Source organism: Lysobacterales bacterium, from assembly GCA_019634735.1.
In the GTDB taxonomy this organism is placed as follows: Bacteria; Pseudomonadota; Gammaproteobacteria; order Xanthomonadales; family UBA2363; genus Pseudofulvimonas.
Genome location: JAHCAT010000001.1, coordinates 592,464 through 618,478 on the forward strand (window position 1 = coordinate 592,464; position 26,015 = coordinate 618,478).

The following is a 26,015-nucleotide window of genomic DNA, read 5'->3' on the forward strand; positions in this document are numbered from 1 at the left end:
GGCATTTTTTCTCCTCGCGCCCGGGGGCGCCTGCAGGTCGGCGGGCAGGATAGCCGGGCGCGCTCGCGCGCGTCCGCGGTCGATCACGTGAGCAGGTCGACCGCCCGGTGCCCGTCCGCGACCCCTTCGACCAGCACCACCTCGCCGACGGTGTTGGCCGTCCGCAGGGGGCGGATCGTCGCGTAGGCGGGCGACCCGTACCAGGCCTGCGCCTGCGCCATCGAAGGAAAGCCGATGACCACGACATCGCCGGGCCACTCGCCCTCCAGCGCCACCCGCCGGCCGCCATGGACGAGGTAGCGGCCGCCGAACGGCGCCAGGGTCGCGTCGATGCCCTCGAGGTAGGCGCGGATCTCCTCGCCGAAACGGGTCTGTCTGATCACGGCAATGGCATAGGCAGGCATCGTTGGATACTCCATGACATCGACGACGGCCGGTGCCGCGGACGGTGCGGCAGGCAAGTCCGCCCGTTCAAGCCGGTAGACAATGCACTCGTCCAGCCCGAAGCGTCGCGGCCCGACGATGCGGAAGCCCAGGCGCTCGTAGAAGCGCCGGGCGCGCAGGTTGGACGCCAGCGGATCGATCAGGATCGCCGTCACCGCCGGATCGGCGAAGCAGCGGTCGATCGCCCAGCGCATCATCGCCGTGCCCAGGCCGCGGCCCAGGAAGTCGGCCTCGCCGATCCAGAGGTCGAGGGCGCGCAGGTCCGGGGCGACGTCCTCGCCCCAGTAGTGGCTGTCCTCTCGGCGCGGGTCGATGATCTGCAGGAAGCCGAACGGCACACCGTCCAGCTCGGCGATCCACTGCTCGCGCCAGTCCGGAGAGCGCGCCAGTTCCTGTGCCCAGCCCCAGTCGTCGTTGGGGTCGGATTCGACCACATGCGGCGCCTCGTCCCAGCGCTCGAGCAGGGCGCGGTCGGCCGGCGCAGCCGCGCGGAAGGTCAGCCCAGGCGTTGCCGCGACCTTCGCCATCAGTCCGCCAGCGGGGTGCACAGTTCGACCAGGGTGCCGTCCGGCGCGCGCAACCACGACACCACCTGCCCCCAGGGCTGCGCCGCGGGCGCTGCCAGCTCGCCGGCACCCGCCGCCAGCGCCCGCGCGTGGGCTGCATCGACGTCGTCGGTGACCAGGGCGATCTCCATGCCAAGGGGCCGGGCGGAGGTGTCGGCCCGGACATGGCCACCCGGCAGGTTGCGTTCCGCCAGCGCGTGGCTGGCGAACGCCAGCACCGTGCTGCCCGTATCCAGCTCGCCGTAGTCCCCGGACGCATGCAGGAACCGTCGTGGCAGCCCGAACGCATGCTCGAAGAAGGCCAGCGAGGCAGCCACGTCGGCCACATGGACGATCACGTAGCCAAGCTTCACGGCCCATCTCCCGGCCCGGCGGCGAAGGCGCGGACCAGCGCCTCCAGCAGCGGCCGGCACGACTCGTCGACATCTTCCCAGGCGAGCAGTCCGTCGCCGAGCGCGCAGGCGACCGCCAGCCTGGGGTCGCTCCCGGTGTACCGGAGATAGATCTCCCGTGCGGCGCCCTGGTGATGACGGTGCACCTCGTCATTGAGCTCGAACGCATCCAGCGCGCCCTGGCGCCAGCGCAGGAAGTGGCCTTGCAGCGCCCCCAGCGCGGCGGACAGCGCGCGTTCGTGCGCCAGTGCGGCGAGCCGGCGCAGTTCCTTTTTCTGCTTCTTGTCAAGCGGCTGCATGGCGCGTGCACTCCGGACGACAGGACCGACTATGCCTGCACGCCCGGCGCGAACCAAGGGGCGGGCGGGCCCGTACCGGGCATCCCTCGACAGGCAGGGAAGCATCGGCTTCGCCATCACATGCAACTGCGTCGTCCATGCGATTGCGGCGCGCCGACACCCGGTCATCATTCCGGCAGGCGGGCGAAACGCGGCACGTCGACCCGGTCGCCATCCCAGTCCGCGCGGCTGGCCATGAACAGATGGCCATCAGGAACCGCCGCCAGTGCGCTGTCCAGACTGCCGGCCGGCACCACCGCCGTGCTCCCCAACAGATACGGCAGGGCCGATCCGCAGGTCGCGCAGAAGCTGCGCGCATGGCGGGTGCCCGGCAACGCGAAATGCCGGACCTGGCCAGCACCCGACAACCAGTCCAGACGGGCGTCCGCCAGGAACAGGTTGGCGGCATGGGCCGAGCCGGTGTCCTTCCGGCAGTGCCGGCAGTGGCACAGATAGAAGCGCCCCACGATGCCCTCGACCCGGTAGCACGCCGCACCGCACAGGCAGGCGCCATGGTGATGCGTGGTCACGGTGTCCTCCCCAGCGCAAGAATCTGTCCGAAGCGCATGCGTGGCGAGGCTCAGCCCGCGGCCCCGCCCTGCACGCACAGCGCACGCATGTTGAAGCGGGCATGGCCCGGGAATCCACCCAGCGACCCGTCCCACAGGTTCACGGCAAGGCGATCCTCGCCGCTGCGGGCCCCGGTCCAGTACCAGCGCGCCTGCGGACTCAGGCGCACCAGCACCGGTTCCGATTCCCCGGTGCCGTGGACCTTGGTGCCGCCCGGCACCTGGGCCTCATGCAGGGCCTTGAGCTGGGCCGGGGTCGGCAGCACCCAGCCCCTACCCAGCGCCGCGCAGTGCGCCTGCGCCTCGTCCAGGTCGGCATCGCCGGCGATCGGTTCGCGCCCGACGCCGCTGTCGCAGGCGGTCCAGGTAAGGCCGGTGCCGGTGTCGAGCACGCCCTCGGGCGTGGCCAGGAAGCGGCCATCGGCACTGGCCTGGCCGGAGGCGATGCTGCGGCAGGACCGGGCATCGGTGACATCCGACCGCTGCCAGAGGGCGAAACCGGCGCCCAGGACCACCAGCGCGCCGACCGCCACCAGGAACAGCGCACGCCCGCGAGGCCCGGCGCGCCCGCTGCCGCGGCGGGGGCCGTCAGGCCAGGCGGTCACGGATACGACCGGAAAACACGTAGACGCCGATCAGGATCGGCAGGGCAACCCGCGGCAGCAGTTCCGGCAGGTCCGCGCCGACCTCGGCGAGCGACCAGACCACCACCAGCGCCAGTGTCGCCCCGTACGCCCAGGCGCCCAGCAGCCGGCCCTGCGCGATCAGCACGCCGGCGGCGAGCGCGCCAAGGCCGACCGCCAGAAAGTAGGCGCTGTCGCCGGCCCTCAGCAGGCCGATGCCGCCCACCGCCAGGGCGGCACCCAGCAGGGCCAGCAGCAGGCCGAGCAGGCGCGGCGGGTTGTTTGCTTCCATGAACATCCTCCAGGTTGGGTTGGGTTGGGTCGGGTCGCGCGGCGGGCCCTGCTCAGTCGGAGGCGGGCGGCGCAGCTGCCAGTGACCGCGTCATGAAGACGTTGAAGCCACTGGCCGTGTATGCCCCGAACGGACCGCACCACTGGAAACCGTTGCGCAGGTAGAGCCGATGCGCGGCCGCGAACGGCTCGCCGGTACCGGTTTCCAGGTACAGGCGTTGCCAGCCACGGGCAACGGCTGCCTCGACGATCCCGTCCAGCAGGCGCTGGCCGACGCCGCGGCGAACGAACCCCTCGGCCGTGCGCATCGACTTGATCTCGCCGCTGTCCGCGTCCAGGCGCTTGAGCGCCCCGCAGCCGCATAGCACGCCCTGCGACCAGGCGGTCCAGACGGTGATATCGGGGTGGCGCAGGTCCTCGACCGCCAGCGCATGCGCACGGCCGGGGGGTGAGTGGCCGCGCATCGCCGCAAGGTGTCCGGAGATCAGCGCCTGGACTTCCGGCGAGGTCAGGTCGTCGACACGCACCTCGATGTTCATGGGCCCGTGTCCCCCGCCTGCAGCCAGCGGCCCCCCGCAGCCTCGCCAGGTGCCGAAACCCGTCGCTGGCTCCGCTTCACGGGCGACCTGCGCAAAGCAGTGCGATGCCCCCGATGGTCGCCAGCGGCAGCCAGGCCAGATGCCGCCCACGCGTCCACCCCAGCGGCAGGAGGGCCGACACCAGGAAGGTCACCCCGAGCGTGACCAGGACGCTGCGCCTGTCGAGACCGTCCAGTGCCGCAAGCACCAGCAGCACGGCCAGGCCGAGCCAGGCCACCGAGGTCAGGTGCCAGGCGAAGCGCAGGGTACCGACCGTGAACGCCTGGCCACCGAACAGTCGGGGCAGGTCGTCGCGGCGGAACAGACGAACAAGCAGATAGCGTTCGCCGAGCACGGAGTGCGCGATCGCCAGCCCGGTCGCCAGGGCGGCGGACAGAAGCAGCAGGCCGTTCATGACAGCCCGCCACGGACATCGCAATGCTGCGGATGCCGCATCAGCCCGCCATCCGGCTGAACACGCCCACCGCAAGCTCCGCCCAGATCGCCAGGAAGGCGACCAGCAGGCCCGTTGTCAGCCAGCGCCTCGCGGGACCTCGCAAGCGTCCGGACACGGTCACCAGGGTGGTGCCGGTGACGAGCAGCAGCCCGGCCATGACCACGAAATCCCGGACATCCCAGGCCACTTCGTCGGTGAACTGCATTGCCAGCCACACGGCCAGCAGCACGAGCAAAGTCCCGGCCGCGACGACGGCAAGGGCCCGGCACGGCCGAAACGTGGAGGAAGATGCGCGCATCATCGGTCTCTCTCCCTGGCCAGTGCCATGCTGTGCGCACCCACGCGCACAATTGCCCACGCTGGCAGAGCGGCAGCCTGACGCTGCCGGATCCGGGAATCAAGAGGGTGTTTCCCATCCGTCCGCCTCCGCGACGCCCCCCACCGGTGTACAGATCCGCGCCTTCCGATACACGCAGGTGTGCGCATGACGAGCAGCCCGGACGACCGGACCCACGAAGCCACGCCGCCGAAGTGCGGTAGCCAGGCAGGCGATCATCCCGGCGTGAGACACAACCAGCACGTCCCGGTCCATCGCCACCAGGCGGTCGGCCACCGTACCGACGCGGTGCCGGAAGTCGTCGCGACAGTGCCGCTGCGATGCGTGGCCGCTCATCCAGGACAGCCGCAGCCGCCACTTCCAGGCGCCGAACGGCAGGCGCAGGCCGCCGGTCCGGAAGCGCTCGAAACGGGCCTCCCTGAGCAGGGGCGTGTGCTCGACGCCCTCGCCATGGATCCTCACGGCGGTGGCGATGGCGCGTGGCTGGTCGCTGCACAGGCAGGCCTGCCAGCGGACGCCACCCAGGTCGAACTCACCGACCACCGGCTCGGCGGCGTCGTAGCGAAATGGCCAGTGGTGCAGATCGTCCGAGCTCAGCCACCCCCGCGGCATGGCCTCGGTGACCGGAAAGTGGCGAACAAGCCCGATGTGCATTGGCCTGTCGTCGACGTACGGGCTTTTATCGCGGATTGTCCTGATCCACTGGGACGGGCAGTCCGCGGCCCAATCCGCCGCGAACAGGTCGGCGGTCGCAAGCGGCGGATCGCGCGGCGGAATACCCGCATGCGCCAGGCAGGCGGCATGACGCGTCAGGGCAGCTTCCGCGAGCTAGCCACCTGGCCGTTGAGGGGCACGTAAACCTGCCCGGTGACCTTGCCGGTCTCGTCCCTCAGGAACACCAGCACGCCGCCCGCACCGTCCACCCTGAAGGTGTCCGGCGCCACCGCGACCAGGCGCGCCGGCGGTCCGCCATCGCTGACCCGGAGCACGTCGCCGTCCAGGCTCACCGTATCGACCAGGCCGTCGCCGTAGTCGTAGCGGCCGGCGTACCCGGCCAGCACGGCCGCATCGACGGCGATCGCCCGGGCCGGCTCGACGACCGGCGTCTCCTGGTGATGCACCAGCAGCCAGCGCCCGTCCTGGACACGGAACAGGTTGCTCTCCACCCAGCGCGCGGTGGCCGCCGGGGCCTGCTCGACCATCACGCTGTCGACCAGCACGTGGCCGCCCAACGGTCGCCAGTCCAGCGCCTCGACCCGGTACCGGACCGCCCCGCCGTGGCCGCCGTGGCTGCGCACATAGGCCGGCATGTCGGCCCGCGACCGGCGCACGCCAATGTCTGAAACGTGCACGAACCCGTCGGCCAGCAGGGCGCCATAGCGTTCGGCATCGCCGTCCGCGAACGCCGAGATCCGCGCCAGGATCAGCGCCTCGAAGACCTCGGCCGAGGGCGTCGGTGCAGACGTCCGAGCGGGCGTCGAGAGCAGGACCGCTGCCGTGGCCAGCACGGCGATGAGGAACCGGATCATGGGCTTTGCCCCTCAAGTCCTGGCGCGACCCCGAACGCCAGCCGCATCGGCAGGAAGCGTATCCCATCGCTCTCCACGAGGTCGCCGTCCGGCCGGAAGCCGAACGCGCGGTAGACGGCCACGGCGTTCGCACTGGCGTTGACCGTGAAGATCACCTCGGCACCGACGTGCTTTTCCATTGCGCGCGCACGGGCCGCGTGCCAGAGCGCCCGCGCCAAACCGGAGCGCTGATGGGGCCGGGCGACGAACAGGTGGAACAGGTGGGTACGGTCGCGCAGGGCGATGAAGCCTGCCAGATCGGCGTTGCGCTCGGCGACGAGGAAGAGATAGCGGGGCGAGGACAGGTAGTCCCGTTCCGCCGATTCGGAAACCGACGCCAGGAAAGCTTCGGCCCCTGCGCCGGAGGGATCGACGGTGAGCATGGGCTGGAAGCTGGCGATCAGCGCGGCGATGGGACCCGCATCGGCCGGCGTGGCGGTGCGGATGATCACGGCGCTGGCTGTTCCATGGCCCGGGCCGGTGGACTTCCTGCGCGACGCAGCGCCTGCGGGACGGGACCGGACACTGACCCGCCATGTGCCGGGCTGGGTCGAGATCCGCGGCATCGCGCTGAGGCGGCCAACCGGGCAATCAACGCGGCGTACGCAGGCGTTCGCGCGCGTTCCGTACGGCAAACCACGGCCGGCGCCAGCATGCAATCAGCGGATCAGCGACGCCAGACACTGCTGGAAGGCTGCGGTTTCTTCGGCGCGATCCACTTCGCTGCCGTCGCTGACCGACATCTGGCCGGCCAGGACCGGCGCGTCACCGGTGGCGTCGATGCTCCCGGTGATCTCGAAGGAATAGATCTGGCCGGGCGGCAGCAGCGCGGCGCACTGCTCCAGCGTGCGTGGAGCATCCAGTGCCGACTGTGCAATCGCCGCCTGCGCCAGGGTCAGCACGGCTGCGGCAAGGATGGCGAAGAACGCTGACCGAGGGATACGCATGATCACTCCTCATACTGTTTGTAGGATCTTTCGCGGCCCCCAGGCCCGGCCGCCGAGGCGGGCCGAACCCACAGCGTCCGCCCGCGGCGCAGTGTCGCCGGCAACCCACCTGACGGCAACAGGCCAACCTGGGCGCACTCTGTCCCGCCCCCTCCACCACCCCGTTCGCCCCCGATCCCGCTTTCCAGCTCTGGTCCGTCAGCTCCCGCCCACCTGTTCCAGATTCCAGCTCCAGGCCCCGATTCAAATCCCGAGTCCCGATCCCCGATCCCCGATCCCCGAGTTCCGAGTTCCGACCGAGCCGCGCCTCCCCACGTCTCCCCTCCCCCGCCTGCGGGGGAGGGGCCGGGGGAGAGGGCCGCCACAGCCAGCGCCTGACCGCCAGGATCGCCAGCCTCGACCTTCCCACCAACGACCCGTCCGCCGCCCCGCCTGCACCGCCCTCCCCCCGCGGACCAGGACCAGCCCACCGCACGCTGCATCGGCCAGCCCCTGTCCGGCGCCGCTCGCCCATTGCGTACACATAGGCAAGTGCCGTTACTGGAGACTGCCATGGGAACCGTTTCGTATCCGTGTCCACTGCTGCGCATCATCGCGCTGGCCCTGCTCGCCCTGCTGCTGCCGGCGCAACCCGCGCACGCCCAGCAGCAGGCCCGCTCGTTCGCCATCACCCACTGGAACGGCAACTGCTCGGGCAGCACCCGGGTCTGGTGGGACGACATGTGCATGGCCTGGCGCAAGGAGATGGGCGCGCGCGGCTGGGACCAGTGGTGGGCGAACTTCCAGCACGTCCGCGCCTGGCGCTTCGGCGACCCCTCGCGAGTCCCCTGGGGCCTGGACAACGGCGGTGGCGGCGCCGACCGCGGTCATGCCGCGCTGATCTGCACGCACGGCGGCCACAACAACACCGACGGCTGGGTCGGCAGCATGCACACGCGGGAGAACAACACCTGCGAGATTCGCGCCACCCAGATGAACCTGGGCACGGCCTCCGGTGGACGCCTGAGGTTCTGGCACATGTCCTCCTGCAACAGCGTGCGCTGGAACCAGCGCGACCGCTGGTGGAACGCCGCCGCCGGCCGCGTCCACGTGATCACCGGCTTCCACGGCCTGATGTACATCGGCTCGAAGTACGTCGAGGAATACCGACAGGTCGCCCGCCGCGGCCACCTCAACACCGGCGTCGGCCGCGCCTGGGTCGACCAGATGCACCACGTCGACCATTGGTACAACGCCTGGAAGACGGTGTGCCCGATCGCCCTGGGCTACGGCAACACCCAGTCCGCCTCCTCGAACGCCCTCAACGAGCGCTACGGCAGCCAGTGGCAGGACCGCGCACCGAACTGGCGGACCACCCGCTACGTGAGCAAGTGCGATCCGGACGACGGCCCGAAGCTGCCCTGACCTTCCCAGGAGACGACCATGAACCGACGCAACCTGCTCCGCACCCTGGTGCCCCTGCTGTTCGTGCTGGCGGCGCTGGATGTCAATGCCCAGCAGCCGGCGCGCGACGCCGACCTGGGCACCCCTGCCGAAGCCTTCGAACGCTTCGACGCCGACTACCGGCGAGCCGTCGAGGCGGCCGTGCCGCGCTTCGACGGCGAACGCCTGGCCGAACGCCTGCGCACCCTGCATGCGCGCCATCCGCGCGGCGTTCCCGGCATCACCGCGACCGATGCCCTCACCCTGGCCAGGCAGCTCGACGAACGGGTCCCCGACCTGCGTCCGCGCCAGGCCGGGTTCGACGACGAGACGCTGTCCCTGGGTGTCGACGCCCGCGCCGGCCAGGCCTGGTTCCACCGCGACCTGGACGCCGAGCCCCTGCTCCCGCCGCGCAATGCCGAACGCATGGCGCCGAGTGTCGCGCGCCAGCACGCCGCCCTGCTGACCCGGCTGGGCGTGGCCGCGGACCAGCGCTTCTTCGTCCACCAGGCATTCACCGTGCGCAGCAGCGCCGAGGCGCCCGGCGAGGGCGCCGCCAGCCGCGAAGGGCGCCCGCAGGTCGACGGCATCGCCACCCTGGTGTTGCGCAGCGTCGATGGCATCCAGGTCGAGGGGGGCATCGCCCGGCTGTCTTCCCGGCAGGCGGGCCGCCTGCAGGACCTGGAACTGCGCTGGCCGCAGGTCCGCATGCACCCCATGCTGCGCAGCTTCGACATCAAGCAGCGCGAGGTCGTCCTGCGCGACGTGCTGGCGGGCGTCGAGCGCACCGCCAGCGGCGCCGTCAACGTGCGCACCGCCGTGGTGCTGCGCCCGGTGCTGGTCGGCAACGACACCGTCCACGTTCCGGCCCTGCGGGTCGGCGTGCTGCCGGACAACGGCGAGGCCGGCGACCTGTTCTATGTCGACCTGGCCCGCGAGTCGGCCCCCTACCGCGACAGCGATGGCGCCGACGAGGATCAGGCCGGCCGCGACCAGGAAAGCTCGATCGGGCTGCGCGGCGGACCGCGCGCTGGGTAGGACGGTTGGTACAGGCCAGGGCCGGGCAGGCGCGTCGCCCGGACCTGGCCCGCCCGCCGGCACGTAGTGCGTACTCGCCGGCGATCGCGTCGCGGACTGACGCCGGCAGCGCGCTCAGGCCATCGGGTCGTAGAAGAAGACGCGCAGCTCCTGGTCGCAGCGGCAGGCCCGTGCGATGCGGGCCGCCCACCCGATCGCCGCCTCGCGCGAAGGCAGTTCCAGCACCGCGAAGCCCCCGTCCAGGTGCGGACCGGTCGGGTAGCCACCATCGATCACCGCACCGTCGGCCGCCACCCGCACCGGGGGCACCGAAGCGTCGATACCGCCGCCGAACACGTACACGCCAGCCGCCTTGGCCGCCTCGATCACGGCGTGCGAGTCGCGGTCGGCGGCGGCCAGTTCAGCCCCGGTCGCCACCATGGCGGCTGCGGGAAACGAGATCAGGTACTTGGCCAAGGCAATCTCCCGGTGGACCGGGGTCGAGGGTAGCGCCCCGAGACCCCGGCAGGCAGGGCCCGCTCAGACACTTCCCTCCCGCTCGACGACCAGAATCCGGGCCTCGCCGATCGGGTGGGCGACATGTTCGGTGCCGACCGTGGCGTGGAACACGTCGCCCGCCGCCAGCACCACGCGCTGCTCGATGCCCGCCTCGCGGTAGCGCATCTCGACCCGGCCGGTCAGCACCGCGAACACCTCCTCGCCGTCGTTGACATGCCAGCGGTAGGGCTGATCGGTCCAGTGCAGGCGCGTGGTGATGCCGTCCATATTGGCGATGTCGATGGCACCCCAGGGTCGCTCCGCCCGCCAGGTGCTGCCGCGGATCACTTTCATGGTTCATTCCTTTTGGCAGCCGAGGGCCGGGGCGCGAACGGCCCGAAACCGCCCCGCGGCGGAGGCAAGACTACCTGAGCGCGCGCGCCTGCCGCAGCCGCTCCACACGCCGGAACCCGCATCCCGGGCGGGCCAGACGGCGGCCTCGAGCACCTCGTTCCCGTGCACCGGCGGGCGGCATCCCGCTCCCGCGAAACGACACCGCGTGAAGGGCTGCCCGACAGCGAGACATGCGGCCGGATCCCCTACCCGGCATCGTCGCCAGGCGCAGGATCGACCGCCCCGCCCGCGGCGATCAGCTGCCTGAATAGTTCAAGGGGCAGATCCGCAAGGCCGGCCAGTCGACCTTGATGGTGCGTCACCGACAGGCGCAAGCGCGCGGGCGATCCGGTGAAGAAGACCACCCTGCCGTCGCCGTAGGACGTGTTCGGCCGCGCTGTCTCCTCGAAATGCCCGAAGCGGTCGCCCACCCGGTAGTGCAGCACCGTTCCCGGCCGGAGCAGCATGACCTCCGCCACGGTGTCCACCACCGTGCCCTCGACGACGCGGGTACTGGTCATCACGATTGCCGATGCAGCCGCGATCTGCCGCTCGACCGGCCATTCGTGGAAGCGGACGTACTCGTCGTCCGTGAGGCCCGGCGCGCCCGTGCCGCCCGATCCCGCGTTCCCGACGGAAGCCCTCTCCGGGATGTCGTGGCGGGACAGCACGAAGTGCGTCCACAGGATGGGCACCAGTGCGCTGGCGAGCAGCGCCGCCGCCAACGCCCAGACCGCCAGGGTCAGTCCCTTGATCGCCCTGGCAGTGGCATTTTCGGTCATGGGTCCTCCCCGGGGGTTCCGTCAGATGCCAGTGAGCCGCAGGGCCTGACATCCCGGCCTGCAAGCGGGCAGCCTGCCGGACTTGGTCGAGTCACGAGTCGCAGCAGGTCTGCGCTCACCATGGCCGCGACGCCGAGCAGTCCCGGCACCGCGGCGCGCCGCCGGCCGGCCTAGCCATGGACCTCGGCGACCTGGTCCAGGTAGAACTGGTTGCCGTCCGGATCGGCGAGCATCGCCATGTAGCCACCCCAGGGCTGCCGGGCGGGCGGCATCGTGAACTGCACACCCAGCGCCGACAGGCGTGCGTGCTCGGCCTCTAGGTCGGCGACCTCCAGGCCGATCCCGGTCGGGCGCCCGACCAGGTCGGCGTGGGCGGTCCCCGGCAGGGAGACGCCCAACCGGACCGGGCCTGCCGAGAACGAGGCATAGCCGTGTTCCGGCGAGGCGAACTCCAGGGCCAGCCCCAGCGTGTCGCCATAGAAGGCCACGGCCCTGTCGAGATCGCTGACGAAGACGTTGACGTAGGCGAGCTTCATGGCCGCTCCTTCTGTGGTCGGTCCCGGCAGCCGGCCCGGGACGATCCTGCACTGGGGAAGTCTAGTCCCGACTGGCCAGTCCCGCGACGCTCGGCCCGGGCCGCCAGCGCCCTTCAGGCCTCGGCCAGCGCCTGCCCGAGGCGAGTCAGGTTGGCGATGAAGGCATCGCCATGCGCCCAGTCCGGCTGCAGCCTGGCCCAGACGGCGAGGCGCTTGAGCGCGCGCCCGACATAGGCCTTGGCGGCGGGATCGATCCTCCCCTCGTCGGCGAGCTGGCCGAAGCCGGTCGCCACCACCGAGATGTCGGTGGTGTAGATGAACTGCTGGTCGTCGAAGTCCGGGTCCTCGATCTGCGCCGCGACCACGGATTCCTCGAAGATCGCGTCCGAGTAATCGGCCACGTCGATCTCGCCGACCGCCTCGATGGTCCAGACCAGGCACTCGGTCAGCGGCCGGTCCGGATTCTGCTTGCGCCAGTTGCGGTACTCAAACAGCACGGTGTCGCCCTCGTCCGAACCGAATGGGCCCAGCTCGTCGGTGCAGTCCCAGAAGAATTCGTCGGGGATGATCTGCAGCGCGCGGGGGTGGCCACGCTCCTTGTCGATGGCATCGGCGCTCGGGGCGTCCACGGATCCTCCTCAAGTCGATGGGGCAGTCGAGCGGGGCATAGCCCAGGCCGGCCATGGCGGTTGGCCGGCGGCATTGTCGGGCGGTACGGCAGCAGGGTCCAGACATCCGCCGCCAGCGGCAGGTTGCGAACGGATGCCTGCTCGGGCCGGTGAAGGTCGCCACGACGCGCGTCGGATGCGGCAGCGTCAGACGCTTCCCTCGCGCGCGACGACCAGGATCCTGGTCTCGCCGACCGGATGGGCGACATGCTCGGTGCCGACGGTGGCGTGGAAGACGTCGCCCGGCGCCAGCAGCATGCGCTGCCCGACGCCCGCCTCGCGGTAGCAAATCTCGACCCGGCAGGTCGGCACCGCGAACACCTCCTCGCCGTCGTCGACGTGCCAGCGACAGGGCTGGTCGGTCCAGTGCAGGCGCGTGCTGATGCCGTCCATGTTGGCGATGTCGATCGCGCCCCAGGGGCGCTCCGCCCGCCAGGTGCCGCCGCGGATCACTTTCTCGCGTGCTTCCCTCGCGAACTGGGGCGCGGCCAACGCACAGGACTGCCGGCGGAATGCGCTGTCCGGTCCTCTAGGTGAGCGCGCTGATCAGCCAGATCAGCGCGAACCACGCGAACCCGGCCACCGTGACGGGATGGACGCGGCGCAGCGTGGTCCAGTCATGGCGTGCCAGCGACAGGAAGAAGCCGATCCAGACGCCGTAGAAGAAGCCCAGGAACCCGATTTCGTCCACGCGTGCGGTGAACGCCGGGAACAGCGGCTCCATCCAGGAGACGATCAGCGGGTCGTAGCAGCGCGCCAGCACCGGCCCCAGCATGAAGAAGGTGGCGGTGAGCACCAGCCGCTTGTGCCAGTCCGGCTGCCGCCGCCGCAGCCAGGCCAGCAGCAGGAAGGCCGCGAAACCCGGGAGGAACAGGCGGTTGGCGCGAACCTCCACCGCCATGTTGCTCCAGCCGCTCCACAGCACGACGAAGATGTAGAGCGTGCTCAGGACGACGCCGATCGCCACCACGAAGGTGGCCACACCGAGCCGTCTGTGCAGCCGCAGGTTGCGGACCCGGACCAGGTTCGCCTGCGTGGCCAGCAGTACGTACCAGGCGAGCCCGAACAGGCCGTGGATGACGAACTTCGGATCGCTGTTGCTGGGCTGGCCGATGTCGGTGATGAGGTTGTCGGAGAACGCGACAACGCTAAGGACCAGCAGCAGCACGCTGACGATGGAGAAGTAGCGGTTCCCGGCCGTGGTTGCCATGGCGTGCTCCCCGGAATGAGTGGCGGTGCGGAGGATCAGGGGACCGGAGGCAATGCGCAAGCGCCTCCAGGCGGCGCCGGGGATCGGGTCAGGCGGCTGGCATGGGACGGCCCAGGCCTTGCCAGGGGCCACTTCGATGGCTGTCGTGCGCGCCTGGCTCAGGGCCCCGGCTCAAGGAAGCCACCGATGAATCTCTCCTCCAACGCCAGCCCCTCGCACTGCCGGTCCAGTTCCGCATAGGCCTCGGCACAGGTGCTCCGAAAAGCATCATAGGCGGCCTCGCTCATCCATCGATCCACGGTCAGGTAGCGCCCGGGCGAGCGCCGGTCGCGCAGGAGCTGCATGCCGATGAAGCCGGCCTGCTGCCGGAACAGCGAACCCCACGCGCCGTCGGGCGCGTAGCACGCTTCGAAGGCGCTGCGGTTCTCCTCGCTCACCTGGAACGCCCAGATGCAGGTGTACCGCGCGCTCATCACGAACCGCCCCGAGCGCCGTGGCGCGGCAGCTGTCGGCGGCGGCGGCCGGCGCCACCTGCACCGCAGCCGGTGGGGGGCGACATCAGATGAGGCTCCTGCGAATCAGGTCCGCCGTCTCCGCCATCTGCGCGGCGGAGGCCTGCACCCTTTCCCGACGCCGGGCATCGCCGGCGGGATCGTGCGCGGTGCCGGGGACGCGCCCTGCCCCCTCGAAGGTCGCGAGCTGCGGCGGGCCGATGCCCCAGTCGCTGTCCGGCTGCCTCGGCACGACATGGAAGTGGAAGTGGGGGGTCTCCTGGCCGCTGTAGACGCCGTTGTTCTGGAAGGTCAACAGGCCCAGCGGCTGGAAGGCCCGCACCAGCGCCTGCCCGACGCGCTGGGCCGCAAGCATCACCGCCATGCATTCCTCCTGGCGCAGCTCGAGCAGGGTCGCGACATGCCGGCGGGTGATCACGCAGCACTGGCCGCGCTCGAACTGCCAGGGGTTGAGCACCGTTAGCGTGTACTTGCCCTGGTCGACCACCGCCCAGCGCGTCTCGCGCCCGGCCATGCCTTCGCACAGGTCGCAGGGGTCGCGTACGGGAAGCTCGAACATGGGGCGGCGTCCTCGATGAATGCCTAGACCACCAGGCGTGAAACCATGTAGCTCTCCCCGTCCCTGGCGACCACCCGGATCGGGTGGGTGCTGGCCATGGACAGGAGTTCCGAAGCGGACAGCGGCTCGTCGGCCAGTTCGATGGTCTGCTGCGCAAGGCCGTCTGTCGCGATCGCGCCCCGCTTGTGCGGCTCCTCGATGATCTGCTTGTTGGCGATCTCCACGCGGCCGGCCATCAGCAGGCGCATGTCCTGGATCAGGTAGGCGGCGAGTTCATGGTCGGAGATTTCGCTGCCGGGGATGTCCAGGCGGAAGTCCTGGGCGGACAGGCTGCCGCCATTGGTGAAGTGGACGACGAAATCGAACCTGACGCGGTATGTGGTCATGACTTTCCTGGTGGCCTGACGCTCGCATCAGGCCGCCCGGCGACACCGCAGCATGAACGCAGGCTTGGACGTTGACGAAGGATCAGCCCCAGAAGCAGGCCCATGGGTCCTCATTCACGAGATCGACGAACTCTTCCACCGTGACTACGGCTGGAACCGGCGCATAGCCGTGCCATTTCAGATCGCTTCGCATCCAGAAAACCCGCCACTGGGCGTCGGTGCGGACCCAGGTGGCCTTCGCGACGGCCTTCTCGACCGTTTCCCCAGGCTTGCCTCGCCAGGCGGGGCGAGTCTCGAAGATCTCCACGCTCTGGCCGACGATTCGGTAGCCGATGTCGAGCTCTGGGCGGATGTGCACCGGCGGTCGCCTGGCTTCCACGAAGCCACCGACAATCTTCCGGACGCGGGCTGTCTCGAGTTCGCTGAACGCCATGGATTCGATGCCTATTCCCGGGATGTGCCGCCGAGGGGCGACCACTCATCAGGTAACAGCATGGCGTCTCTCCGCGGTCCCCTCAAGCGCATGATCGGGCGGCTGCACCTGTCATGGCCCGGGCGCTCAACGCCTGGCGACATCGAGTGCAACTTGGTGAAGCCGCGGTCAGCGCGCTCGTGATGCACCTGACAATTCGTCGCGTCGGAAGAAGTCGACTCTGACCCCGGTTCTCAGGACCTCGTTGCATCGGCGGGCGCGGCATGCAGTTCGACGCCCAGCGCCCTGACCAGCTTCAGCACCGTGTCGTAGCGTGGCTTTGCCCCTGGGGCGAGCGCCTTGTAAAGACTCTCCCGGCCCATGCCGGCGTCCTTGGCCAGCCTGGTCATGCCCCGTGCCCTGGCGACATCCGCGATCGCCTGCAGCAGGACGTGGGGATTCTCGTCTTCCAGCGCGGCGTCGATGTATTCGGCGATCACCGTCTCGTCATCGAGGTAGTCGGCAGCGTCGAAGCGGGCAAGCGGTTTCATGGTCGATCCTCCAGCCGGTCGAAGAGAGCCTTGGCGCGCCTGATGTCCCTGGCCTGCGTGGACTTGTCGCCAGCGCAAAGCAGGATGTAGACGATCTCGCCCCGCCGGGCGAAGTACACGCGATAGCCGGGGCCCGTGTGGATCCGCATTTCCCAAATGCCTTGGCCGACAGGCTCGCAGTCGCCCAGGTTTCCGGCCTCGGCCGAGCGGATGCGCGCCGCGATGCGCGCCTTGCCCCGGGGGTCCTTAAGCGCCTTCAGCCATGCGTCGAATTCGACGGTCCGAAGGAAGGCGTTCATGGCCGAACCGTATCCGAACGGATACAGTCGCGTCAATCAGTTCGTTACACCGCCCTTCACTGCCAAACCTGGCCTCCCTCCCGTTCTTCGCCGGAAGCAGGCGCCGTTGATCCGATGCGGAACGCGGGTCGCGGCCCGAAACAACCAACCCGTGCCAGCTCGTGCCGCCGGCGCGAAGGCACCCACCTCCGGCAACCGCATCCACGCGAAGCACCAGCCGGTAGATGCAGCGCCCCTGAGCAGGCTCGCGAAACCGGGGTCCGAAACCGGGGTCAGGGTGCACTTTTCGAGCGCCGCTGCTTCGGAAACTCGACTCTGACCCCGGTTTTCAGAACGCCAGGCGCACGCCCGCGTTCAAGGTGGTGATCTTGCCCAGCTCGTAGCCGGCGACCAGGGCGATGTTGGGCCGGAAGTACCAGCGGCCGTTCACGCCGACCAGGACGTCGGAATCGAAGGCATCGGCGCCGCGCTCGGCGACCTTGCCGACCGGGGTATAGCGCACGTGGCCCTGCAGGTGCAGCGACTGCGTCGCCGCCCAGACCAGGCCGACCTCGCCGCCGACACCGTCCTCGTCGGCGCTGATGTCGACATCGAAGCCGGCCACCCGCGCGTCCTTGAACTCCAGCGTGTCGAAGCTGACCCGGCCATACAGCGCCAGCGTGTCCGAAAACGGATAGGCATAGCCGACGCCGATGCGCCAGCGCACCAGGTCGAAGTCGCCGGTGACGGTGGTGGTCGCGTCGCTGACCTCCAGCTCCTGGCCGCCCGACCAGTAGTCGCCGAACAGGTGGAAGTTCCCCGCGAACTGCCAGGCGCCGCCCACGAAAACGCCGGCGTCGGCATCGGTCTCGACCTCGAGCGGGCCAAGGCTGCCCCCGAACCGGTCCGACCGCTCGACGTCGTTGACGAAGCCGCCGGCGATGCCGGCCTCGAGGTAGGTGAAGCCGACCGCCTGGGCGCTGGCCGCCGCCGGCGCGCCCAGGGCAGCCGCCGCGGCGATTGCGATGATTTTGTGATGGATGGACATGCGGACACCCCTGCTGGGGAACGGGAGGACAGGGCCGGCGATTGCCGCCGGGGGTTGGAGAGACGACCTGGCGGTCGCTACGGCGCGCATCTAACTCCCGGGCCGGTGCAGGGCGTGTGATGTCCGGCCGGCGGTCTCGGAGGGCGTCCGCGATGGGCCAGGGCGCTGGCCGGGGACTACGAAACACACACAAGCGGCGACGGTTCGGAGCGGCCTGGGCGCGGCCGCAACTTGCCAGATGGAAAACAGGGCCACTACAGCACCCGGCTGTGGCGCAGCACCCGCCGCTTCCTGTTCCGCGCCGGCAACCTGACCCGGGTGTTTCGCGCCAGGGTGCTGGCCGCCCTGCGGGCCCTGGGCCTGACCCTGCCCGACCCGCTGCCCGACACCTGGGTGGCCGACTGCACCCGGGTCGGCCGCGGCGAACAGGCCCTGGCCTACCTCGCCCGCTACCTCTACCGCGGCGTGCTCAGCGAACGCGACCTGCTCGGCTGCGACGACCAGCGTGTCCGCTTCCGCTACCGCGACAGCACCGGCCAGACCCGCATCCGCTGCCTGCCCGGCGCCGGGTTCCTGGCCCTGCTGCTCCAGCATGTCCTGCCCAAGGGCTTCCGCCGCGTGCGCGACTTCGGCCTGCTGCACCCCAGGCGCAAGGCCCTGCTGGCACGCGTGCAACTGCTGCTGCAGGTCCACCTGCCCGACCTGCCCGCACCGGCCCGCTGCCGCCTCCTGTGCCCGCACTGCGGCGAACCCATGCGCATCGTCGCCACCCGCCTGACACCGGCGCAGGCGCACCGACGACGAACCCCGCACCACGACCACCGGAGCCGTGCCATGTGAGCGCGAAAACACCGTGCCGCACCGAAACACGAGGCCGTGCGCCTCGACGGGCAGGCTGCGTCCGAAACAGCCCTTCGCGCCCATGCGCCGGCGAAAACCGGCCGGGCAACGTCGCCACGAACCGCTCCGCACCCCGCACCGCACGCGCACAGCGCCAACGCGACACTGCACCTCGGCGCCATCGCGAATGCTGTTTCCCTTAAGAACGTATCGGCAAGCCTGACCGGGCTTGTTCAACAACCGGATCAGATCGCGGCTGCGCGCGATCTATCCTTTGCCGTTAGGTGCGTGCCGTACCGAAGCGGGCAGCAGCGAGTCCGAGCGAGCCGGCGCCCACCAGAAGCGCGATGTGGAGGATGGGGACAACATTCCCATGCACTACTTCGGGAAGCACGCCCGTGTAGGCGACTTCGCTAGAGCTCAAGGCATAAGTCATCGGAAAGGCGGACATGACACCCGAACCCACCGCGAAGACTGCGAATAGACCAAGAGCGACGAGCGCGCTGTGCCTACGCGAAACGCGCCAAAGCGAGTAGGCGGACCACGCAAGGAGGGCGCCGGTCGCGACCGGAATCCACGGGAAGATGAGACTCGCGATTTCGTTCATGGCAGTCAGCACCTAACGTTTGAGCTCAGGCCGCGGCCCGTCAGGGCCGTCGCGCCTGCAGCGAATGGTTATGTCCTTCCTCCTCGCATTCATTCCAATGGAAATATCCATCTGAAGTGACGGAAAAATTCTCAGAGGGCCTCTTCCTTAGCGGCACTTCTGGATCGAATCTCAGAAGCCCTGGCAATAGAGACGACCGCTCAAGGTACTTGGAGTTCTTTTTGTTCTTCTTCATTTCTAGTTTTCCCGGAGGAATTTCTTAATTTCGGCCCTACCTAGACTTGCGGTGCAGTACTCGGTGATTCTCCTCTTTGTGCCATCTTTTGAGAGAACAAATGCTTCCGATGATTGGTCGTCATTTAGTACGAGATTTACCTCTTTGCCGTTATCCAATTCTTTTACCCAGCGCCGGAACCCAGTGCCATACTCCATGCGCCAATCCAGCAAGGCCTCTTCAATATCCGAAACAGCATTAACAACTTCTATGGCTGATGTAAAGCGCTGAGCAAGATCAGTCTGCAAGCACTTGCGAATTGCGTTCACAAATTTCTGAGGGATGTGCTCCGGATACTGATTTCGACTAGGAAATTGGCCGTTACGCACAGCGACCTTGAATGCATTCCTTTCTAGAGTTCCGTTCCTGACAAACCCGCTGTACTCGCCATAGAAGTGAGCATCGCCTACGCTCATTCGATGCATAGTCAGACCCATCTGATATATATCGAACTGCCGGGTAAAATCCTGATTTTGAAAAGCCTCAGGAGGAACCATTTTTCCGTAGATTCGGTCTTGCCCTGCAACACCAGAATAGGACGTTTGCTTTGCGAGCCCAAAATCCGACAGCATCGCTTCCCCCCTCTCAGAAAGGAGAATGTTGTCTGGCTTTACGTCAAAGTGAATTAGCCCTTTTGAATGTATGTTGTGAATTCCACTCAACACTTGAGTGGACACCACTATCATTTCTCTGACGGTTAGGGGTCTGCTAGCCATTCGAGCCTTTAAGGAACCCTTGCCATACAGAGGCATTGCCAAATAGACATGATCTACGTCATGGCAAGCGTAGTGAATTGGAACCACATTAGGATGCGCGCTCAGATATAAGAGGCTTGCCTCGACAAAGTACTCATCTATGTCAGTAAACGTAGTCTTTTTCACCTTCTTGACGACTATTTCCGCATTTAGCTGCAGATCCCTCGCCTTGAATACTTGCGAGTTCCTGCCTTCTGACCCGATCTCATCACCGAGTTGAAAACTTAATTCGGCGGTATTTGGAGGCTTAAGCATTGGTGGCTCCAATTGCAGCCATTACTGCCTCTCGCTGCTCTTTAGTAAGGTCAGCCCAACTATCTACGCAATCCATTGATAGTTCGCCTTCCGCGTAGCGCTTGAAGTCTTTTCTGGCAATTCCCATCCTCGCAGACAAACTGGATATCTGCCCGCAAAGATACGAGCTCAATCCACTGCTGGCGAATGCCTCTTGCACTACACCTTCAATTTCAACTCTGCGGACTGGCACTGTTTGCGCGTTGCTTTCAATAATTCGTATTGCGGCCTTTTTTATCTCGTACTCCCTAAGCACATCGAGAACATTGTTCCTGACGTATTTCAGCGCCTCTGGAACAGACAGAGCGTTGGGAATGCGAATTTCCTCTACGTTGAGTATTTTTTCCACAGAGGCGTCATAAACTGCGATTGTTATCGCGTTCGGCCTCGCTCTTATGCCCATCGTGTTCACTCTGTGTCCTCCAGAAGGACATAACGATTGAGTTGAGCGGCGCGCACGCCGGTGTATGAGCTTGGCACTTTATCCCTCACGCGTCCGCTCGAACGAGTTGTTAGGCATCACGCCACTCCACAACAAGCTGGCTGGCGGGCTCAGCAAGCCAGACCTTGATTCTCCGACCAAGCTCATTGATGTCCGCCGGATTGCAACGAAGAGAAAAGGCGCTGGTTGCGCGATTTGGTTCCGCGCCTCGAACTTCCATTAGAACCTCAAGCGCCGAATGACCGGTGCCGTTAAGGACGTGGGCGCGAAGCCGCATGTGTCCAAACCACTTCGGGTCGGGACCACCGGATTCCCATACCACCTCGTCCTTCGGGCTAGCCGGAAAGTTCTCAAGGCCTGAGGCAAACGTCAGGAGATCGGCCGGGTAAGCGTACAGCTCCATTCGGGCCGACGTGCGCTCGTTCGAGGCGCCGACATCTAGCTGCAGCATGCCGTCATCGTCTCTCCAAATGCCCTTGAGGTCCACGCGCGACATTGATCGTGATGCCTAACGCCGTGCTAACCGGCCGCGGGCCGATAGTGGTTGGTTTGAACGTAACACATCCCCGCAGGTCCGGTTGAGCACATAGTTAGATTTCACCGCCGAGACGTGGCTGCGGCAATGTGGAGTACTGGCCCTTCTAGGGAGAACTCCTGGGCCACTGCCTCCGCATCGCCCCACATGGACATAGGTGTACCGTGGTCACACTGGCATATGGATGCGAGGACGTCGCCCACGCCAGTGTTCCTGATCTGAAGGAGGCTATCGAGCTCGCCTTGGGTCCAAGGAGAACGAGACGCGGACCTGCTACTGTCGAACTGAGCCGTTTCATCGTGCCAAGTACAGGATGATCCTTCGCTTTGGAGGTGGGCCGCCTGCTGACCGAAGGGCAACTCACAATAGAACATCTCAAAGATTGCGAAGCGAGGCCAGAACCGCGCTTGCCGAGTGAGCTGATCGGAGAAATGCGAAAGGCCCGAGGCTGTTTGCGCATAGTCCCACCGGTACATGCTGGTGCCAAAGCGGGGCAGCTTTGCCTCGAACATTGCGATCTTGATGTGGCCGTTGGAAGAAATGAGGATTGTTGCGTCACATCCAGTACGCTGTTCAATTCTCGGCTGCAGCACGAAGCTCGTCGCCGAGAGGCCCGTGGAGCTATTGCTGTTTATGATTCTTCGGAGCGCGCCGGTGAAGTTTGAAGTGTAATCGTCCTCTCCGGAAATATAGCCAAGGGAAAGATCGCTGCGCGCTTCTTTGTCAGCAACGGAGGCGAAGTTGCAGAGCTCTGCTATCTGCTGAGGTGGCATGGACAACACTAGGAAGCCTCCAGTGAGATCTAACGCCGTGTTAACCGGCCTGCGGCCGACAGTGATCGGTTCATTCGAACTACCTCCCAGCAGGTCCGGTTGAACACATAGTTAGACCTCACCACCGCGCGCCAAGGTACTTCTTCAGGTGTTCTCGGACTGGCGTGGAAGCATGATCAAACCAGACTCCATTGAGCAGCAGTCGAAACTGCGGGCTTCTACGTGCGTGGGTTTCGATCTCGCTCAACAATTCGATGCCGTGAAATGCGATGAGATCCTCAAGCGGTCCCGCGGCTAGTACCTGAAAGTGCCGGCTTGTGGTGTCAGCCGGTATCCTGCCAAGAACTTCAACTATCGCCTCCAGCGCCAGACGCGGATCGATTCCAGGCAACGAGTCGTCCAAGTCATTCTCAGTCGGCTCGTGCGCCTCCGGAGGCTTACGCCACTTCTCAATCCACGCGATGGCAATGGACTCCGCGGATGAGTTCATGTGAGGTCTAACGCCGGGCTAACCCGCCGCCGGCCGACAGCGGTCCGTTGACACGCAATGGCTCTCCGGCGGTCGGGTTGAGCACATAGTTATGCGTCGTCGCCTGGACGCTCATGGGGATACTCTCGAATCCGCTGGACTGCCTCCCGCTCACGGTCCTCATAGAACGGCCCTAGCGGGAACGACCCGTTGATGTGAGTGACCCAGTTGTGGTCCGAGTCAAGGTAGAACACGTAGTAGAAGCCGGCGAGCAATCCCAAACTGCAGTTGCCCGGACCGAAGACAAGATCACGAACCTTGCCACGACGCTCGGGGGAACCCTTCAGGCTTTCAGCAAGTTCGTATCTTGCCTCGACATACTCGCAGTCGTCGTCATCGAGATCTTCGACTTCGCACTCTCGACCCCGCAGTCGCTTAAGCTGGGTCGAGACGACCTTTGCAACAAAGACGTGTGATGCCTCGTCGAACAACTGCGCATCAGTTGGACGATGGAGACGAGAGCAAGCATCCGCTGGTGGGGCCACGAGTGCTAGCACGATGCCGAATGCGAGACTAAGACGCATAACGGTGGAGTTGAGCGGCGCGCGCGCCGATGTATGAGCTTGGCACTTTATTTCTCACGCGTCCGCTCGAACGATTTGTTAGGCCGCGACACGCTTTCGTAGCCATTGCACCATTTCCATGTGGCCGGGACCGACCAGGCCTAAAGCCCGGTGATGTTTAAGACCAGATTCCGTTTGCGATGCCGCCTCAAGAGCCGCATAGGCATTCCTCACCGCCTCGGGCGCTTGGCCACGCGCATCAGCGATAACGGCTCGCGCCGCCGAGGCTTTGAAACGCGAGACAGGAAACGGGCCGGTATCGTCAGGCAACAACTCTATGGCTTCATCATAAAGGTCACTGCGGCGAAGGGATGCGATAAGCCACGGAAACTCCACGGCAACCCCACAATCAAGGTTCGGCGCCTGCCTGTTCGCTCTGAGTGATGCCCGGTAGTGCTCGAAGGCTTGCTCCGGCTGCTTCAGTAGCACGTGGCACTCGGCGGCTTGCGCATGCGCCTGCGTTTGCTCGTAGGGATCTGAGAACTCTTCTAGATGCTGCTCTAGCAGTTGCAGCGCGACGCGCACCAAACTCTCTTTTCCCGTCGATGCTAACTCAACCGCCTGGATCCTTAGATACTGGGCGCGATTGCCTGATCCTCTGGATTTTGCGAGGCGAGCGAAGAATGCCTCCGCGATCGCTGGAGACCACGTGTGGTTCCGAAACCAGTCGTCTCGCGCCATGGGTTCCGAGCGGCCTAACGCCGCGTTAAGCGGCCGCGGGCCAACGCAACATCAGAAAACACCATGGCCTGTCACCGCGGTCCGCTTGAACGCATAGTTAGAACTCACGTCTCGCGACATTGCGCCGCTTCCTCCTCGGTGAACTCGACATCCTCAATTCTCAAAAGGCCGCTCGCAATCGCAGGCTCGAAATGCTGAAAGAAGCGATTTCGATCGAATGATCCCCACGTGCCGCGCCCCTCCTCACCAGGGATTTTAAGCATGACGAGATCGAGGTGAGCTTCGACGTTCTTAGCTACTCGGTAATGATGAATCTTCGAGAGCATCACATACAGACGGTCGCGATAGATTGGATTGACTAGGCGCTCAGGCCGAATGTCGATGAACGTCTCACGCTCTGAGCTCTTGATGTAGCCATCGAATATTGGCTGGATGTTGCTGACCGGATCAATTCCCTGAAACTGAAACGACAGCTTGGCATCGGTGATAACGTTGGATGGGTTTATTTCCCGGCGCTTGAGAAGCTTAGTGAGCGCGATCTCCTCGGCTTTCTCCCAGTTCATGCGCGTGCGAGCCGGGGTATCTGCAGCGGTAGCCGAAAGTGCACGATTCTCGGTGCTGTTCTTCTCTTCAACCTCCGCTTCTGACGCCCTTTGGACCGTCGGTGACGAAGCATAGTAGTCACCCTGTACGGTAGTGCTGCTTTGGCGCTGAGCCTGAGAGTTGCTGACGGTGATGAGCTGCGAAAGCAGGTAGGAATTCTGCTTTTCAAGCCTCTCGACCTCGGCCTCCTTCTTTCGCACTTCACGACTGACAGACAGAAGCTTGCCGACGGAAAAATTGTCAAATGCCTCTGCAAGCACGAGTACAACCAGCAATCCAAGTAGGGACAGCAATCCCGGCGAAATCTCGCCGACAGGCTGCACTTGGAGAAATCGGAACAGAATCATGCCCGCAATGAGAAGACACAGTAGCGCGATTAGGATTCTGACGAAGAGATTGGCGCCAGCGTGTTGGCTACGTTCCGCCATGTGCTACCCCTGTGAGTGCTAACGCCGTGTTCAGCGGCCGCGCGGCCGCAGGGCAATGGTAGATCGACACGGCCTAATCCGCGCGGTTCGCTGCAACACATAGTTAGCTGTCTTTAACACCAGATGCGATTCCGTGACCTTGTGTTCGCGGGTCGCCCGCATGCATCGCCTCCCACCAACGGATGCCGCCAGCGACAAAATGGTCCGGGTCGATCGTGTTCCCTTGGGCATCACAAATCACCAGCTCCTCAAACCAGACCCACAAATCGAGATGTCGATTTGCCGTGACCCCTTCCTGGAACAGCGCCAAGAGGTTAGTTCGCGCTCCCGCGTCCGACTGTATGTCGAGCGATAGGCGATGCTTCCACAGCTCCCACGCTTGATCTTCGTGGTTGATGAACTCCCAGCCGTAGATTGGCTGCCCACCAAAGGACTGCACAGTTGAGAGTAGATCGGATGCTTCTAGCGGCAAAGGCTTCGCAGCGTAATCGTCCCACCTGCTATCTCGCAGCGCAGCAGCGACGCGGCCAACCTCTTTGAGAATGAGCTGGCGCCTCGGGTCAGCCGACTCTGGCGAGTGGTCGTCGGGCAGGGTTAGCACGGAAATTGTTACGCCAACCATCTGGCGGACGCGGTCATACTCGACACCCAGAAGCGAGGCTTCGTTGAGGGCTGTGCCGAGTTCCTTGGCTCGATGCTCGTCAATACGCATTGAAGACAGCTAACGCCTGAATTAAGCCGCGCCGCGAAGCGGCGTCGGCTTGAATGAATTGTTAGCGCTCACTGGACAGCTCCACAAGCTGCTTACCGACGAGCCACTGGTCTATTGCTTCCGGCGCAGTGAGCACCTGAAGTCGATAGAACGACTTAGAACAGCACAATAGAGTGCGATTGGCATTCGGGTGCGTGATTAGGACTCCCTCGGTGGATACGCAAGTTGCGGAATCTCCAAAGTGATCCTCAAACTCAACCAGGTGAACTGCGTTTTCTTGCTCGGCTTGCAGAGCTTCGGGCGCAGCGGCGCCCAAGTTCAGCTCGGCCTCGATGCGCTCGCACTCAAACATTGGTTCTTTCTCGACAACGTATGTGCTCACAAGTACAGCTTGGCCAGACTCCAGCAGTACAACTGCACGGCCGGAGCCAAAGCCGACGCATGCTGCCCAAGGTCGTTCCAAATTTCGCAGGACGGCACGGGTTGACTTGGATGCTAGAAACCGATGGAGCTTCATGTGAGCGCTAACTTGATGTATGCGCCGGATGCGGCGGATAAGGGGGAGTGTTCAGGGTTCGGGCGGGGCCGTCAATAGGA

At 65.9% G+C, this 26,015-nt stretch carries 41 protein-coding genes; 4 read left to right on the forward strand and 37 right to left on the reverse strand.

Annotation, left to right across the window (positions count from 1 at the left end; genetic code table 11):
* Positions 1-83: 83 nt before the first annotated feature.
* The 13 genes from KF823_02480 to KF823_02540 form a co-directional block, all read right to left on the reverse strand.
* Positions 84-971, reverse strand: coding sequence for a GNAT family N-acetyltransferase (locus KF823_02480; GenBank protein ID MBX3724766.1), 888 nt, complete (start codon positions 969-971; stop codon positions 84-86).
* On the reverse strand, positions 971-1,363 hold the full coding sequence (locus KF823_02485) for a VOC family protein (GenBank protein MBX3724767.1): 393 nt from the start codon (positions 1,361-1,363) through the stop codon (positions 971-973). The genes KF823_02480 and KF823_02485 overlap by 1 nt, the downstream gene beginning before the upstream one ends.
* Entirely contained in the window at positions 1,360-1,701 is a 342-nt protein-coding gene (locus tag KF823_02490; GenBank protein ID MBX3724768.1) for a hypothetical protein, read from the reverse strand. The genes KF823_02485 and KF823_02490 overlap by 4 nt, the downstream gene beginning before the upstream one ends.
* Positions 1,702-1,868: 167 nt before the next feature.
* Positions 1,869-2,270, reverse strand: coding sequence for a GFA family protein (locus tag KF823_02495; protein MBX3724769.1), 402 nt, complete (start codon positions 2,268-2,270; stop codon positions 1,869-1,871).
* 50 nt (positions 2,271-2,320) lie between these two features.
* Positions 2,321-2,914, reverse strand: a complete 594-nt coding sequence (locus tag KF823_02500) for a hypothetical protein (protein MBX3724770.1) — start codon at positions 2,912-2,914, stop codon at positions 2,321-2,323.
* Entirely contained in the window at positions 2,898-3,224 is a 327-nt protein-coding gene (locus tag KF823_02505; GenBank protein MBX3724771.1) for a hypothetical protein, read from the reverse strand. The genes KF823_02500 and KF823_02505 overlap by 17 nt, the downstream gene beginning before the upstream one ends.
* Positions 3,225-3,276: 52 nt before the next feature.
* Positions 3,277-3,756 carry a GNAT family N-acetyltransferase gene (locus KF823_02510; protein MBX3724772.1) on the reverse strand — a complete coding sequence of 160 codons (480 nt, stop codon included), beginning with the start codon at positions 3,754-3,756 and terminating at the stop codon, positions 3,277-3,279.
* A gap of 82 nt (positions 3,757-3,838) precedes the next feature.
* Complete coding sequence (locus tag KF823_02515) at positions 3,839-4,216, reverse strand: hypothetical protein (GenBank protein ID MBX3724773.1); 378 nt, start codon at positions 4,214-4,216, stop codon at positions 3,839-3,841.
* Between the two features lie 40 nt (positions 4,217-4,256).
* Complete coding sequence (locus KF823_02520; protein MBX3724774.1) at positions 4,257-4,559, reverse strand: hypothetical protein; 303 nt, start codon at positions 4,557-4,559, stop codon at positions 4,257-4,259.
* 96 nt (positions 4,560-4,655) lie between these two features.
* Positions 4,656-5,249, reverse strand: a complete 594-nt coding sequence (locus KF823_02525) for a histidine phosphatase family protein (GenBank protein ID MBX3724775.1) — start codon at positions 5,247-5,249, stop codon at positions 4,656-4,658.
* A gap of 155 nt (positions 5,250-5,404) precedes the next feature.
* Entirely contained in the window at positions 5,405-6,124 is a 720-nt protein-coding gene (locus tag KF823_02530) for a nuclear transport factor 2 family protein (GenBank protein MBX3724776.1), read from the reverse strand.
* Complete coding sequence (locus KF823_02535; GenBank protein MBX3724777.1) at positions 6,121-6,615, reverse strand: GNAT family N-acetyltransferase; 495 nt, start codon at positions 6,613-6,615, stop codon at positions 6,121-6,123. The genes KF823_02530 and KF823_02535 overlap by 4 nt, the downstream gene beginning before the upstream one ends.
* Before the next feature lie 207 nt (positions 6,616-6,822).
* Positions 6,823-7,110, reverse strand: a complete 288-nt coding sequence (locus KF823_02540; GenBank protein ID MBX3724778.1) for a hypothetical protein — start codon at positions 7,108-7,110, stop codon at positions 6,823-6,825.
* 552 nt (positions 7,111-7,662) lie between these two features.
* On the opposite strand from KF823_02540, the gene KF823_02545 reads away from it, so the two are divergent.
* Both KF823_02545 and KF823_02550 read left to right on the forward strand, forming a co-directional pair.
* Positions 7,663-8,514, forward strand: a complete 852-nt coding sequence (locus KF823_02545; GenBank protein ID MBX3724779.1) for a hypothetical protein — start codon at positions 7,663-7,665, stop codon at positions 8,512-8,514.
* Positions 8,515-8,532: 18 nt separating this feature from the next.
* On the forward strand, positions 8,533-9,570 hold the full coding sequence (locus KF823_02550; protein MBX3724780.1) for a hypothetical protein: 1,038 nt from the start codon (positions 8,533-8,535) through the stop codon (positions 9,568-9,570).
* Positions 9,571-9,684: 114 nt separating this feature from the next.
* Here KF823_02550 and KF823_02555 read toward each other — a convergent pair whose 3' ends face one another.
* The 14 genes from KF823_02555 to KF823_02620 form a co-directional block, all read right to left on the reverse strand.
* A complete protein-coding gene (locus KF823_02555; protein ID MBX3724781.1) occupies positions 9,685-9,990 on the reverse strand; it encodes a transcription initiation protein in 306 nt (101 codons plus the stop codon).
* Between the two features lie 99 nt (positions 9,991-10,089).
* Positions 10,090-10,401 (reverse strand): mannose-6-phosphate isomerase, encoded by a 312-nt coding sequence (locus KF823_02560; GenBank protein MBX3724782.1) that lies wholly within the window; start codon positions 10,399-10,401, stop codon positions 10,090-10,092.
* A gap of 245 nt (positions 10,402-10,646) precedes the next feature.
* Positions 10,647-11,222, reverse strand: coding sequence for a hypothetical protein (locus KF823_02565; protein MBX3724783.1), 576 nt, complete (start codon positions 11,220-11,222; stop codon positions 10,647-10,649).
* Between the two features lie 170 nt (positions 11,223-11,392).
* Positions 11,393-11,758, reverse strand: a complete 366-nt coding sequence (locus tag KF823_02570) for a VOC family protein (GenBank protein ID MBX3724784.1) — start codon at positions 11,756-11,758, stop codon at positions 11,393-11,395.
* A 113-nt stretch (positions 11,759-11,871) separates the two neighbouring features.
* Entirely contained in the window at positions 11,872-12,387 is a 516-nt protein-coding gene (locus tag KF823_02575) for a hypothetical protein (protein MBX3724785.1), read from the reverse strand.
* 186 nt (positions 12,388-12,573) lie between these two features.
* Positions 12,574-12,879 carry a mannose-6-phosphate isomerase gene (locus tag KF823_02580; GenBank protein ID MBX3724786.1) on the reverse strand — a complete coding sequence of 102 codons (306 nt, stop codon included), beginning with the start codon at positions 12,877-12,879 and terminating at the stop codon, positions 12,574-12,576.
* A 76-nt stretch (positions 12,880-12,955) separates the two neighbouring features.
* Positions 12,956-13,636 (reverse strand): hypothetical protein, encoded by a 681-nt coding sequence (locus tag KF823_02585; protein MBX3724787.1) that lies wholly within the window; start codon positions 13,634-13,636, stop codon positions 12,956-12,958.
* Between the two features lie 158 nt (positions 13,637-13,794).
* Entirely contained in the window at positions 13,795-14,109 is a 315-nt protein-coding gene (locus tag KF823_02590; protein ID MBX3724788.1) for an antibiotic biosynthesis monooxygenase, read from the reverse strand.
* A gap of 85 nt (positions 14,110-14,194) precedes the next feature.
* The gene (locus tag KF823_02595; protein ID MBX3724789.1) at positions 14,195-14,707 is read right to left on the reverse strand and encodes an HIT domain-containing protein; all 513 of its coding nucleotides are present in this window, start codon (positions 14,705-14,707) and stop codon (positions 14,195-14,197) included.
* Between the two features lie 23 nt (positions 14,708-14,730).
* Positions 14,731-15,093: a hypothetical protein gene (locus KF823_02600; protein ID MBX3724790.1), complete on the reverse strand. Its 363-nt coding sequence runs from the start codon at positions 15,091-15,093 to the stop codon at positions 14,731-14,733.
* Between the two features lie 82 nt (positions 15,094-15,175).
* A complete protein-coding gene (locus KF823_02605; protein ID MBX3724791.1) occupies positions 15,176-15,526 on the reverse strand; it encodes a DUF3024 domain-containing protein in 351 nt (116 codons plus the stop codon).
* A 233-nt stretch (positions 15,527-15,759) separates the two neighbouring features.
* The gene (locus KF823_02610; protein ID MBX3724792.1) at positions 15,760-16,056 is read right to left on the reverse strand and encodes a putative addiction module antidote protein; all 297 of its coding nucleotides are present in this window, start codon (positions 16,054-16,056) and stop codon (positions 15,760-15,762) included.
* Positions 16,053-16,355 (reverse strand): type II toxin-antitoxin system RelE/ParE family toxin, encoded by a 303-nt coding sequence (locus KF823_02615; protein MBX3724793.1) that lies wholly within the window; start codon positions 16,353-16,355, stop codon positions 16,053-16,055. The genes KF823_02610 and KF823_02615 overlap by 4 nt, the downstream gene beginning before the upstream one ends.
* A 328-nt stretch (positions 16,356-16,683) precedes the next feature.
* The gene (locus tag KF823_02620; GenBank protein MBX3724794.1) at positions 16,684-17,382 is read right to left on the reverse strand and encodes an outer membrane beta-barrel protein; all 699 of its coding nucleotides are present in this window, start codon (positions 17,380-17,382) and stop codon (positions 16,684-16,686) included.
* Positions 17,383-17,613: 231 nt separating this feature from the next.
* On the opposite strand from KF823_02620, the gene KF823_02625 reads away from it, so the two are divergent.
* A complete protein-coding gene (locus tag KF823_02625) occupies positions 17,614-18,222 on the forward strand; it encodes a transposase (protein MBX3724795.1) in 609 nt (202 codons plus the stop codon).
* 280 nt (positions 18,223-18,502) lie between these two features.
* On the opposite strand, the gene KF823_02630 is transcribed toward KF823_02625, so the two are convergent.
* From KF823_02630 to KF823_02675, 10 genes are all read right to left on the reverse strand, one after another.
* Entirely contained in the window at positions 18,503-18,829 is a 327-nt protein-coding gene (locus KF823_02630) for a hypothetical protein (GenBank protein ID MBX3724796.1), read from the reverse strand.
* 237 nt (positions 18,830-19,066) lie between these two features.
* Positions 19,067-20,113, reverse strand: a complete 1,047-nt coding sequence (locus tag KF823_02635; GenBank protein MBX3724797.1) for a serine/threonine protein kinase — start codon at positions 20,111-20,113, stop codon at positions 19,067-19,069.
* Complete coding sequence (locus tag KF823_02640; GenBank protein ID MBX3724798.1) at positions 20,106-20,564, reverse strand: hypothetical protein; 459 nt, start codon at positions 20,562-20,564, stop codon at positions 20,106-20,108. The genes KF823_02635 and KF823_02640 overlap by 8 nt, the downstream gene beginning before the upstream one ends.
* Positions 20,565-20,664: 100 nt before the next feature.
* Positions 20,665-21,045 (reverse strand): hypothetical protein, encoded by a 381-nt coding sequence (locus KF823_02645; protein ID MBX3724799.1) that lies wholly within the window; start codon positions 21,043-21,045, stop codon positions 20,665-20,667.
* 146 nt (positions 21,046-21,191) lie between these two features.
* On the reverse strand, positions 21,192-21,911 hold the full coding sequence (locus KF823_02650; GenBank protein ID MBX3724800.1) for a hypothetical protein: 720 nt from the start codon (positions 21,909-21,911) through the stop codon (positions 21,192-21,194).
* A 109-nt stretch (positions 21,912-22,020) separates the two neighbouring features.
* Positions 22,021-22,392, reverse strand: a complete 372-nt coding sequence (locus KF823_02655) for a hypothetical protein (GenBank protein ID MBX3724801.1) — start codon at positions 22,390-22,392, stop codon at positions 22,021-22,023.
* A gap of 89 nt (positions 22,393-22,481) precedes the next feature.
* On the reverse strand, positions 22,482-22,862 hold the full coding sequence (locus tag KF823_02660; protein ID MBX3724802.1) for a hypothetical protein: 381 nt from the start codon (positions 22,860-22,862) through the stop codon (positions 22,482-22,484).
* A gap of 171 nt (positions 22,863-23,033) precedes the next feature.
* Positions 23,034-23,675: a hypothetical protein gene (locus KF823_02665; GenBank protein MBX3724803.1), complete on the reverse strand. Its 642-nt coding sequence runs from the start codon at positions 23,673-23,675 to the stop codon at positions 23,034-23,036.
* A gap of 104 nt (positions 23,676-23,779) precedes the next feature.
* Positions 23,780-24,706 (reverse strand): hypothetical protein, encoded by a 927-nt coding sequence (locus tag KF823_02670; protein ID MBX3724804.1) that lies wholly within the window; start codon positions 24,704-24,706, stop codon positions 23,780-23,782.
* Between the two features lie 103 nt (positions 24,707-24,809).
* Complete coding sequence (locus KF823_02675) at positions 24,810-25,418, reverse strand: hypothetical protein (protein ID MBX3724805.1); 609 nt, start codon at positions 25,416-25,418, stop codon at positions 24,810-24,812.
* Between the two features lie 241 nt (positions 25,419-25,659).
* Here KF823_02675 and KF823_02680 point away from each other — a divergent pair, with 241 nt between their 5' ends.
* Positions 25,660-25,905: a hypothetical protein gene (locus KF823_02680; GenBank protein MBX3724806.1), complete on the forward strand. Its 246-nt coding sequence runs from the start codon at positions 25,660-25,662 to the stop codon at positions 25,903-25,905.
* Positions 25,906-26,015 lie beyond the last annotated feature (110 nt).